Origin of the sequence: Flavonifractor sp. (genome assembly GCF_019422385.1) — a bacterium.
Lineage (GTDB): Bacteria > Bacillota > Clostridia > Oscillospirales > Oscillospiraceae > Flavonifractor > Flavonifractor avistercoris.
In genome coordinates this window covers 1-9,659 of sequence record NZ_JAHZDL010000085.1, presented here as the reverse complement: position 1 = coordinate 9,659, position 9,659 = coordinate 1, and the positions used below count along the sequence as shown (strand labels likewise).

The 9,659-nt window shown below is 63.2% G+C and carries 12 protein-coding genes and 1 tRNA gene; 8 read left to right on the top strand and 5 right to left on the bottom strand.

The window, feature by feature from the left end:
* Positions 1 to 52: 52 nt before the first annotated feature.
* The 5 genes from QZ378_RS10570 to QZ378_RS10550 all read right to left on the bottom strand — a co-directional run bounded on the left by QZ378_RS10570 (position 53) and on the right by QZ378_RS10550 (position 4,020).
* Positions 53 to 139: transfer RNA gene (locus tag QZ378_RS10570), tRNA-Leu, on the bottom strand.
* 232 nt (positions 140 to 371) lie between these two features.
* Entirely contained in the window at positions 372 to 551 is a 180-nt protein-coding gene (locus QZ378_RS10565; protein ID WP_291258236.1) for a hypothetical protein, read from the bottom strand.
* A 28-nt stretch (positions 552 to 579) separates the two neighbouring features.
* Positions 580 to 1,950, bottom strand: a complete 1,371-nt coding sequence (locus tag QZ378_RS10560; RefSeq protein ID WP_291258235.1) for an MATE family efflux transporter — start codon at positions 1,948 to 1,950, stop codon at positions 580 to 582.
* Between the two features lie 105 nt (positions 1,951 to 2,055).
* The gene (locus tag QZ378_RS10555; protein WP_291258234.1) at positions 2,056 to 3,411 is read right to left on the bottom strand and encodes an 8-oxoguanine deaminase; all 1,356 of its coding nucleotides are present in this window, start codon (positions 3,409 to 3,411) and stop codon (positions 2,056 to 2,058) included.
* 15 nt (positions 3,412 to 3,426) lie between these two features.
* Entirely contained in the window at positions 3,427 to 4,020 is a 594-nt protein-coding gene (locus tag QZ378_RS10550; protein WP_191378842.1) for a hypothetical protein, read from the bottom strand.
* Positions 4,021 to 4,380: 360 nt separating this feature from the next.
* Between QZ378_RS10550 and QZ378_RS10545 the strand changes: the two genes are divergently transcribed.
* The 8 genes from QZ378_RS10545 to QZ378_RS13015 all read left to right on the top strand — a co-directional run.
* Positions 4,381 to 4,698: a metalloregulator ArsR/SmtB family transcription factor gene (locus QZ378_RS10545; RefSeq protein WP_191378843.1), complete on the top strand. Its 318-nt coding sequence runs from the start codon at positions 4,381 to 4,383 to the stop codon at positions 4,696 to 4,698.
* Complete coding sequence (locus QZ378_RS10540; RefSeq protein WP_191378844.1) at positions 4,677 to 5,534, top strand: NAD(P)/FAD-dependent oxidoreductase; 858 nt, start codon at positions 4,677 to 4,679, stop codon at positions 5,532 to 5,534. Before QZ378_RS10545 ends, QZ378_RS10540 begins: the two co-directional genes overlap by 22 nt.
* A gap of 41 nt (positions 5,535 to 5,575) precedes the next feature.
* Positions 5,576 to 5,890 carry a thioredoxin gene (trxA, locus tag QZ378_RS10535; RefSeq protein ID WP_087236917.1) on the top strand — a complete coding sequence of 105 codons (315 nt, stop codon included), beginning with the start codon at positions 5,576 to 5,578 and terminating at the stop codon, positions 5,888 to 5,890.
* Between the two features lie 180 nt (positions 5,891 to 6,070).
* On the top strand, positions 6,071 to 7,912 hold the full coding sequence (locus QZ378_RS10530) for a TIGR03960 family B12-binding radical SAM protein (RefSeq protein ID WP_291258233.1): 1,842 nt from the start codon (positions 6,071 to 6,073) through the stop codon (positions 7,910 to 7,912).
* The gene (locus tag QZ378_RS10525) at positions 7,899 to 8,564 is read left to right on the top strand and encodes a TIGR03936 family radical SAM-associated protein (protein ID WP_291258232.1); all 666 of its coding nucleotides are present in this window, start codon (positions 7,899 to 7,901) and stop codon (positions 8,562 to 8,564) included. Before QZ378_RS10530 ends, QZ378_RS10525 begins: the two co-directional genes overlap by 14 nt.
* Positions 8,565 to 8,678: 114 nt before the next feature.
* Positions 8,679 to 8,963 carry an imidazolonepropionase gene (locus tag QZ378_RS10520; RefSeq protein WP_291258231.1) on the top strand — a complete coding sequence of 95 codons (285 nt, stop codon included), beginning with the start codon at positions 8,679 to 8,681 and terminating at the stop codon, positions 8,961 to 8,963.
* On the top strand, positions 8,960 to 9,571 hold the full coding sequence (locus QZ378_RS10515) for an IS3 family transposase (RefSeq protein WP_291258230.1): 612 nt from the start codon (positions 8,960 to 8,962) through the stop codon (positions 9,569 to 9,571). The genes QZ378_RS10520 and QZ378_RS10515 overlap by 4 nt, the downstream gene beginning before the upstream one ends.
* A partial coding sequence (locus QZ378_RS13015) for a DDE-type integrase/transposase/recombinase (RefSeq protein ID WP_366935199.1) occupies positions 9,529 to 9,659 on the top strand: 131 nt, incomplete at its 3' end. The genes QZ378_RS10515 and QZ378_RS13015, both read left to right, overlap by 43 nt.

Sequence of the window (9,659 nt, the reverse complement as noted above, 5' to 3'; positions counted from 1 at the left end):
CCTCTGATACTCTAAGCATTCCGCTTAAAATATCCAGATTGGTGTGGCTTTATGGTGCCGGTGGTGGGACTCGAACCCACATGATGTCGCCATCGGCGGATTTTGAATCCGCTACGTCTACCAATTCCATCACACCGGCAGATTTAATGGGCCCTCCCTGCAGGAGAGAACTGAGGAGAGAACTCGGAAAACCGCTGAAAAGAGTATAACCTGAAACCCTTGAAAAATCAAGGGGTTGCCGGGATGGCAGAACACTACACGCAACGGATTTTGAGTCCGTCACGTCTACCAATTCCATCATACCGGCAAATTGGCTGACAAACATTATACACGATAGCGAGGGAATAGGCAAGCCCTTTCCCGCAGAGATTTTACTGAGCCGGGTGGGCGGCTGTGAGACGGGGCAGCTCATCCAGTATGCCGGTGGCAAGGGCTACATGACCGGCGGGGATCTCCCGGCCGTTCTCCCCGGCGGTGCGGATGGGCCAGCCGCGCCGTCCAGCGCACTGCTGCCGGACGGCGTGTGCCCCGGTCTGTGGATGACGTCCCATCTTTTTTCACCAGTGGGTGCCGGGCGGGTCATCCCCTGATGTAAGACACAGGCTCTCCATGCTCCTCGGACGGAAAGCGCATCCGCCGCAGGCAGAACAGGAACAGCACCGAGCTGATGGCCCAGGTGAGGGGGTAGGCCCAGTAGACCACGTGGATGTCCGGGATGAAGTGGACGGTCACGGTAATGTAGGTGATGCGCAGGGCGCACCAGACGCACAGCATGATGGCCATGGGCACGACGGGGCGGCCCATACCCCGGAGGATGCCTGCGCAGCAGTGGGAGAAGGAGAGCAGGCAGTAGAACAGGGACACCGTGCGGGCATCGTCTACGCCGAAGGATACCACGGTGGGGTCGCTGTTGAACAGGGCGATCAGGAAGGGGGCCAGGGTAAAGATGGCCACCCCGATGAGCTCCGCCAGCACGGGGCTGCAGATGAGGCCAAACTTCATACCCTGGCGCACCCGGTCGAAGCGCCGGGCGCCGATGTTCTGGCTGACAAAGGTGGACAGGGCCAGGGCGAAGCAGGTGACAGGGAGGAAGGCAAAGCCCTCAATCTTGCTGTAGGCGCCGCAGCCGGCCATGGCGGCGGAGCCGAAGGCGTTGATATTGGCCTGGACGATCACGTTGGCCAGGGAGACCACCGAGCTCTGCACACCGGAGGGGATGCCCAGCGTGACCACCTGGCGGAGCATGGGCCCCTCAAAGCGGATGCGCCGCCAGTTCACCCGGTAGCACGCCCGGGTGCGGGTGAGCCTGCGGAAGGCCAGAGAGGCGCTGAGGATCTGGCTGAGGATGGTGGCCAGGGCGGCGGAGCCCACCCCCCAGCGGAACACCGCCACGAAGAGGAGATCCAGCACCACATTGGTCAGGGAGGCCAGGATCAGGTAAACCATGGGGCTGCGGCTGTCCCCCACGGACTGGAGGATGCTGGCCCCCATGTTATAGAGCACCACCGCGATGGAGCCCAGGAAATAGACCCGGAAATAGAGGATGGAGTTGTCGATCACGTCGGCCGGTGTCCCCATCCAGTGGAGGATCAGGGGGGAGAGCACCACGCCCAGCACGGTGAGCACCGCGCCGGCCGCCAGGCCCAGGGCCAGGGTGGTGTGGACGGCCCGCTCCAGATGATCCTCGTCCTCCGCGCCGTAAAAGCGGGCGATGAGCACACCGGCGCCCAGGGACACGCCGTTGATGAAGCCGATGAGCAGCAGGATCAGGCTGGAGGAGGAGCTGACCGCGGCCAGGGCCTGCTGGCCGATGAACTGGCCCACAATCAGCGAGTCCACTGCGTTGTAGAGCTGCTGGAACAGGTTGCTGAGAAAAATCGGCAGCGCGAACAGGAGCATCTTCCGGGGGACGCTGCCGGTGGTCAGCCGGTTCTGGCTGTTGTCGTCCATGGGAGTAACATCTGCCTTCCTGAGGGAGATCAGGGCACGGGCCCCGACTCAGACGGGGCCCGCGCCGGGGGATCGCGCAATGGGTCAACCGGCCGCGGGAGAACGTCATAGGCGGCCCAGATAGCGCCGGACGGTTCCGTTGGCCTGGGCGGTCAGCTCCGCCTCATCGGCGGTAACCAGCTCCCCCTGCTGCACCACGGGCACGCCGTTGGCGATGGTGTAGTCCACCGGGCCCTTGAAGCCCACGGTGCCCAGCAGGGACATGGGGTCAAACTGGGCTCCCGCCAGCTCCACCCGTTCCAGATCGATGAGGAAGCAGTCAGCGGCCATGCCGGCGGCCAGATACCCGATGTCATCCCGGCCCAGTAGCCGGGCGGAGCCCCGGGTGGCGATTTTCAGGATATCGTACCCGGTAGGGGCGTTCTGGCTCCAGTTCAGCCGGTGGAGCAGGTAGCACACCCGCAGCTCCTCCAGCAGGTTGGAGCCGTCGTTGGAGGCGGCACCGTCCACCGCCAGCCCCACCGGCACCCCCCGGCGGAGCATATCGGGCACCCGGCACACGCCGGAGGACAGCTTCATGTTGGAGATGGGGCAGTGGGCCACGCCGGTGCCGGTGGCGGCCAGGACGTCCAGCTCCTCGTCGTTGAAGTGGATGCCGTGGGCGTACCACACGTCGGGGCCAGTCCAGCCCAGCCCCTCCAGGAAGGCCAGGGGCCGCAGGCCGAACTTCTCCAGGGTGTACTGCTCCTCGTCCTTCGTCTCCGCCACGTGGGTGTGCAGGCGCACACCCAGGGCGCGGGCCAGGCGTGCGCTCTCCCGCAGCAGGTCGGTGGACACCGAGAAGGGGGAGCAGGGGGCCAGGGCCACCTGCCGCATGGAGAAGCGGGCCGGATCGTGCCACACCCGCACCAGCCGCTCCGAGTCGGCCAGGATGGCGTCGATGTCCTGCACCACGCTGTCCGGCGGCAGGCCGCCGTCCTTCTTGGACAGATCCATGGAGCCCCGGGAGGCGTGGAACCGCATGCCCAGACGCTCCGCCGCCCGGAACTGGGCGCCGATGAGATCCCCGGCCCGGTTGGGGAACACATAGTGGTGGTCAAAGCAGGTGGTGCAGCCGGTTTTCAGCAGCTCGGCCAGCCCCACCTGGGTGGAGGCGGTCACCACCTCCTCATCCAGGTTCTTCCACACCTCGTACAGGGTCACCAGCCAGGGAAACAGCTCCATCCGCTGCACCTCGGGTAGGTTGCGGGAGAAGAGCTGATAGAGGTGGTGGTGGGTGTTGATCAGGCCGGGATACACCGCCATGGTGGAGGCGTCGATCACCTGGTCGGCCTGGCGCAGCTCGGGGCCGATGTACTCGATGGCGTTGTCCCGGATGAACAGGTTGCTGTGCTCGTGCAGGGTGTCCCTGTCGTCACAGGAGACGATGTAGCGGGCGTTCTTGATCAGCAGGGTGGACATGGCGGGAAACCTCCTTTAACTGGGCTCGTAGGTCAGATAGTAGAAGGGGCCGATCTGAAAGGTGATCTCGTCGGAGCGGAGAAAGAGGGCCCGGTCGATATACAGATCGAACCGGCTGCTGCTCTGGCCGGCCAGGAGTACGGCCTCGGGCCGGGCCTCCCCGTCTGCCAGGACGCTCTCGCGGTCGATGCCCAGGCCGACGGTGATGCTGCCGTCCTCGTTGACCTGGTAGGGGAGGAGGAGCTCACCGCCCTCCCGGGACAGCTGGTGCCGGAGCTCGATGCTGGCGTGGAGAGTATTGGAATCCTGATTGGACTGGGCGAAAGCGGTGAGATAAAAGCTGGTGTCTCCGTCCTGATACAGGAGCAGCTCCAGCTCCCCCTCCGCCTGGCTGATGGGCACCTCCTCGGGAAAGCCCTCCGGCATCTGGTCGCGGGAGAGGGTGAGGGTCAAGGCGGTCTCGGTCTGGCCGGTGATGGCATAGCCCTGCCTGTGGAAGATGCGCTCCAGGGTCAGGGGCTGCCCCCGTACCAGGAGCACAACCGCGCCGGCCAGCAGGATCAGCAGGATCGGCAGCAGAAACAGGGGAATTTTTCTGTGCGGCGCCATGACAACGCCTCCTTTCCGTGTTCCCCCTCATCATAACACAGACCGGCGGGAAAAGAAAGGGCGGCGGGTGGAATCCGCGCCGCCGCCGGCAGTCAAAAACTCAGATGTAAGGATTCGGAGGGAAGGATAGTGTGAAAGGGAACCGTCAGGGTTCCCTTTCGCGTTTGATAATGACCTTTTGAAACTTTATCAGAAGTTTCAAAAGGTCCGGCAGCCCGTTGGAAAGTCAGTAATGACTTTCCAACGGGCTGGGGCGGCGGGCGGAATCCGCGCCGCCGGATCAAATTTGAAAATGGGGGTTGACATATTAGAATATTTGAATATAATAATATTAGAAAGTTTGGATGTGAGGTGAGAGGCATGGATGAACAGAAGGTGGACTACGAGGGGCGGGCGGCTCTGCTTAAGGCCCTGGCCCACCCCGTCCGGCTGCGGATTGTCCGGGGCCTGCTGGTGTGCGGGTGCCGCAACGTGGGCTGTATGGAGGCCAACACCGGCCAGTCCCAGTCCTGCATCTCCCAGCACCTGATGCGCCTCAAGGCCGCCGGGGTGGTCAAGTGCTCCCGGTCGGGCAACGAGGTATACTATGAGATCGCCAACCCGGAGGTGGCGGCGGTGATCGCCGCCCTCTTCGGAGATCGGGAGGGGGAGTACCAGTGTACGACATCGCGGTCGTAGGCGGCGGCCCGGCGGGCCTGTCCGCCGCGGTGCAGGCCAGGGCCCGGGGCAAGTCGGTGGTGGTCATCGGCGGCGACGCCCGGGACAACGCCCTGTACAAGACCCGCCGCATTGACAACTACCTGGGCTTTTTCGGCGCCACGGGGCCGGAGCTGCTGGAGCGGTTCGAGGCACACGCCCGTGAGATGGGCGTGGAGCGCCGAAACGGCCGGGTGCTGAACATTCTGCCCATGGGGACGGAATTTTACCTGGCCGTGGGCAGCGAGGTGGAGCAGGCCCGTGCCGTGGTGCTGGCCACCGGCGTGGTGCAGGCGGGAAAGCTCCCCGGCGAGGCGGAGCACCTGGGCGCGGGGGTGAGCTACTGCGCCACCTGCGACGGGATGCTCTATCGGAATAAGGAGGTCGTGGTAATTGGCCGGGCCGCCGACGCCCCCCATGAGGCCAACTACCTCAGGGAGATCGGCTGCAGGGTCACCTTCGTCAGCCCCCGGCCGCCGGAGGGCCTGCGGCCCGACATCCCCTATGTGCAGGCGGGGAAGCTCCGGGTGCTGGGGGACAGGACGGTGGAGGCCGTGCAGGCCGACAGCGTGACCCTCCCCTGCGAGGGGGTGTTCATCCTCCGGCCCTCCATGGCCCCGGCGGAGCTGCTCCCCGGCCTGGAGCTGGAGGGGAACTACATCCGGGTGGATCGGAACATGGCCGCCAGCGTCCCCGGCGTGTTTGCCGCGGGGGACTGCACCGGGCAGCCCCTCCAGGTCTCCAAGGCCGTGGGGGAGGGTCAGGTGGCGGGCCACCGGGCGGCGGAATATGTGGATACCCTGATTCAAACAGGCTAAACTATATCTGATTTTCAAGACAGAGAAAGGACGGATTCAATATGGCACTGATTCATCTGACGGAAGAGGCGTTTGACAAGGCGACGGCCAGCGGGCTGTCCATGGTGGACTTCTGGGCCTCCTGGTGCGGGCCCTGCAAGATGCTCTCCCCGGTGATCGACGGCCTGGCCCGGAAGTATGAGGGCAGGGTGCTGGTGGGCAAGGTGAACACCGACGACCAGCCCGGCCTGGCCATGCGCTTCGGCGTCATGAGCATTCCCACAGTGGTGTTCCTCAAGGACGGCAAGGAGATCGACCGGAAGGTGGGCGTCATGCCCGAGGCGGCCTATACCGCCGTGTTGGACGCAAATCTGTAAAAACCAGGAAAACAAGCGGGCCGTGGGCCGTCCCAGAAGGCGGCCCACGGCCCTTTGCTTCACTTTTTGCGGGAGATGGGAAAATTTTTTTAGGAAAAGGTTTTGCAATCACTCTTGCAAGGCGGATCAGGTCATAGTATAATACAGTTTACTGTATTTTGTCTATGGAGTGGATTCGGCATGAATCGAACTTTGGAACACATCCTCCCGCGGGTGCAGAAGCCCGCCCGGTACACAGGCGGGGAGTACAACGCGGTGGTGAAGGACCGCCGTGAGGTGGATGTGCGCTACGCCCTGTGCTTCCCCGACACCTATGAGATCGGTATGTCCAACCTGGGCATGCGCATCCTCTACGGTGTGATGAACGAGATGGAGGGGGTGTGGTGCGAGCGGGTGTTTGCCCCCTGGCTGGACATGGAGGCGGAGATGCGCCGGGAGGGCATCCCCCTCTACGGCCTGGAGAGCGGCGACGCCATCGCCGACTTTGATCTCATCGGCTTCTCCCTGGGCTACGAGATGGCCTACACCAACGTGCTCAACATGCTGGATCTGGCCGGCCTGCCCCTGCGCAGTGAGGAGCGGATGGAGCTGACCCCCATCGTGGTGGCGGGAGGCACCTGCGCCTTCAATCCAGAGCCTCTGGCCCCCTTTGTGGATCTGTTTGTCTTGGGCGAGGGGGAGGACGTGAGCGTGGAGCTCATCCAGCTCTACCGGAAGGCCCGGGAGGAGGGCTGGGACAAGGAGGAGTTCCTGACCGCCGCGGCCCGGGTTCCCGGCGTCTATGTGCCCTCCCTCTATGACGTGTCCTACCACGACGACGGCACCGTGGCCGCCATCACCCCCCGGGAGGGGGCCCCGGCAGTGGTGACCAAGCGGATCGTCCAGGACTTCAACAAGAGCTATTTCCCGGTAAAGACCATCGTGCCCTCCACCGAGATCGTCCACGACCGGGTGATGCTGGAGGTGTTCCGGGGCTGCATCCGGGGCTGCCGCTTCTGTCAGGCGGGGTACGCCTACCGGCCGGTGCGGCCCCGCAGCCCCCAGCGGCTCATCCAGCAGGGCATCGAGGCCTGCAAGAACTCCGGCTATCAGGAGATGACCCTTTCCTCCCTGTCCACCAGCGACTACCGGGCGCTGGAGGGGCTGTGCGACGGCCTGCTGGACTGGTGCGAGCCCAACAAGGTGTCCCTGTCCCTGCCCTCCCTGCGGGCGGACAACTTCTCCCTGGGCCTCATGGAGCGGGTGCAGCACGTGCGCAAGTCGGGCCTCACCTTCGCCCCCGAGGCGGGCACCCAGCGCCTGCGGGACGCCATCAACAAGAACGTGACGGAGGAGGAGATCCTCCGCTCCTGCCGCACCGCCTTCTCCGGTGGGTGGAGCAGCGTGAAGCTCTACTTCATGCTGGGCCTGCCCACCGAGACCGACGAGGACGTGCTGGGCATCGCCGAGCTGGCGGAAAAGGTGTATCAGGCGTGGAGGGAGACCACCCCCAACCCCAAGCGGGGGGTGACCATCACCGTGTCCACCGCCTGCTTCGTGCCCAAGCCCCACACCGCCTTCCAGTGGGAGGGGCAGGTGGACATGGACGAGTACCGCCGGCGGGTGAAGCTGCTGCGGGAGCATATGCGGGGCCGGTCCATCCGCTACAACTGGCACGACCCGGACACCAGCTTTTTGGAGGCGGTGTTCTCCCGGGGCGACCGGCGGGTGGCCGAGGTGATCGAGGAGGCCTGGCGCCAGGGCGCCAAGTTCGACGCCTGGAGCGAGTCCTTCGACTTCGACCGCTGGATGGCGGCCTTTGAGGCCTGCGGCCTGGATCCCCGCTTCTACGCCAACCGGGTGCGCTCCAAGGATGAGGTGCTCCCCTGGTCGGTCACCTCCACCGGCGTGACCACCCCCTTCCTGTGGCGGGAGCGGGAGCGGGCCTATCAGGCGGTGATCACCCCCGACTGCCGGGTGCAGTGCACCGGCTGCGGGGCGGACAAGCTGTATCCGGGAGGGAAATGCGATGCCGAAGCATAGATTAGCGTTCAGCAAGGCGGACACCGCCAAGTTCATCTCCCACCTGGATCTCATGCGCACCTTCCAGCGGTCCTTCCTCCGGGCGGACATCGCCGTCAAGCACACCGAGGGCTTCAACCCCCACGCCTTCGTGTCCATCCCCCTGCCGCTGTCGGTGGGCTTCTCCAGCGCCTGCGAGGTGCTGGAGTGCCAGGTGCTCAACGTGCCCCTGGAGGAGGTGCCGGCGCGGATGAACGCCGCCCTGCCGGCGGGGATCACCGTCACCCGCTGCTATGAGGCGGTGCGGCCGGTGAAGGAGCTGTGCTACGTCAACTACATCGTCACCCTGGAGTACGAGAGCGGCGCCCCCTTCGGGGCGGAGCGGGACATCCAGGCCCTGCTGGAGCGGGACAGCCTGGTGATGACCAAGCGGAGCAAGAAGGCCAAGAGCGGCTTTACCGAGGTGGATCTGATCCCCCTGATCGCCCGCGCCTCGGTGGAGGAGCGGCGGGACACCATCGCCCTGGATCTGGTGCTGAAGGCCCAGAACCCGGGCCTTAACCCGGAGCTGGTGGTGGCCGCCGTCCGGGAGCACTGCCCCGACGCCTCCCCCGACTTTGTCAGCATCCACCGCCGCGCGGTGCTGGACGGGAACTTCCAGCCCTGGGAGTGACAATAAGCGAACAAAGCCCCCCGGAGGGATTCTGAACCGAACCAGCAAAAACGGACAATAGACAAAGTCCCCCCCTGATGTAGGAAAATAAGACTACATCAGGGGGGATTCTATATGGCAAGAAGGTATCAAAAAGTGCAGAAGCTTCTGCCAGAAATCAAGCGGATGTTGGAGAGCGGGATGAGCCAGCGGGAAGTTACGGAAAGGCTGGGGCTGGAGGGCGACAGGCCAATCCATGCATTACTGAAACGAGAGCGAAAGAAAGCCATGCAAGTCATGCCCAGCCAGAGAGGACGAAAACCCGCCAGGACTTTGCAGGAATACAAGTATGAAAACAAGCGTCTGAAAATGGAGAATGTACTACTGCGGGATTTTATTACGCTCATGGGGAGGAAGTGAGGCCGAAGGTCAAGTATCAAGTAATTTATCGTCATCAGAGCGCATATCCGGTATCCGTCATGTGCACATTCTTTGGGGTATCCAGGAGCGGTTATTATGATTATGTGAAGCGAATGAATCGGCCCGAGAAGGACGCGCCGCTGGCTGCTCTGCTTCGGAAACAGCAGGAGCATTGCTTTCAAACCTACGGCTATCGCCGGATGCACCTGTGGTTAGAGCGGCAAGGCATCCACCATAACCCGAAAACTGTCCTTAGGGTCATGGAAAAATACGGTCTTTTATCTGAAATTCGGAGAGAGCGGAAGTGGAAGAACCTGGGGCAGCAAGTACATAAATATCAGAATTTACTCAACAGGGAGTTTCACGCAGACAGGCCCAACAGCAAATGGGTAACAGATATTTCTTACATCCAAACGAAGCAGGGGGTACTGTATCTGTCCATGATCCGGGATCTCTATGACAACAGCATCGTGGCTTATAAGACTGGAGCACAGCAGTCAGTGAATCTGGTCCTGGACACCATTCGTCTGGCCATGAAGCGGGAGAAAAGAGGGTCGCTGCGGAGTTGCAGCTCCACAGCGACCAAGGCTTTCAATACACATCCCTAGCATATTTCCAGCTGACTAAACAATACGGCATTTCGCCTTCCATGTCAAGACGGGGAAATCCGTATGACAATGCCATGGCCGAAAATTT

Excerpts from the sequence above, each read along its gene's own strand:
- trxA (WP_087236917.1), top strand. The coding sequence starts at position 5,576 with ATGGCACTGATTCATCTGACGGAAGAGGCGTTTGACAAGGCGACGGCC.
- QZ378_RS10555 (WP_291258234.1), bottom strand. The coding sequence starts at position 3,411 with ATGTCCACCCTGCTGATCAAGAACGCCCGCTACATCGTCTCCTGTGAC.
- QZ378_RS10565 (WP_291258236.1), bottom strand. The coding sequence starts at position 551 with ATGGGACGTCATCCACAGACCGGGGCACACGCCGTCCGGCAGCAGTGC.
- QZ378_RS10530 (WP_291258233.1), top strand. The coding sequence starts at position 6,071 with ATGAATCGAACTTTGGAACACATCCTCCCGCGGGTGCAGAAGCCCGCC.
- QZ378_RS10560 (WP_291258235.1), bottom strand. The coding sequence starts at position 1,950 with ATGGACGACAACAGCCAGAACCGGCTGACCACCGGCAGCGTCCCCCGG.
- QZ378_RS10545 (WP_191378843.1), top strand. The coding sequence starts at position 4,381 with ATGGATGAACAGAAGGTGGACTACGAGGGGCGGGCGGCTCTGCTTAAG.
- QZ378_RS10550 (WP_191378842.1), bottom strand. The coding sequence starts at position 4,020 with ATGGCGCCGCACAGAAAAATTCCCCTGTTTCTGCTGCCGATCCTGCTG.
- QZ378_RS10525 (WP_291258232.1), top strand. The coding sequence starts at position 7,899 with ATGCCGAAGCATAGATTAGCGTTCAGCAAGGCGGACACCGCCAAGTTC.
- QZ378_RS10520 (WP_291258231.1), top strand. The coding sequence starts at position 8,679 with ATGGCAAGAAGGTATCAAAAAGTGCAGAAGCTTCTGCCAGAAATCAAG.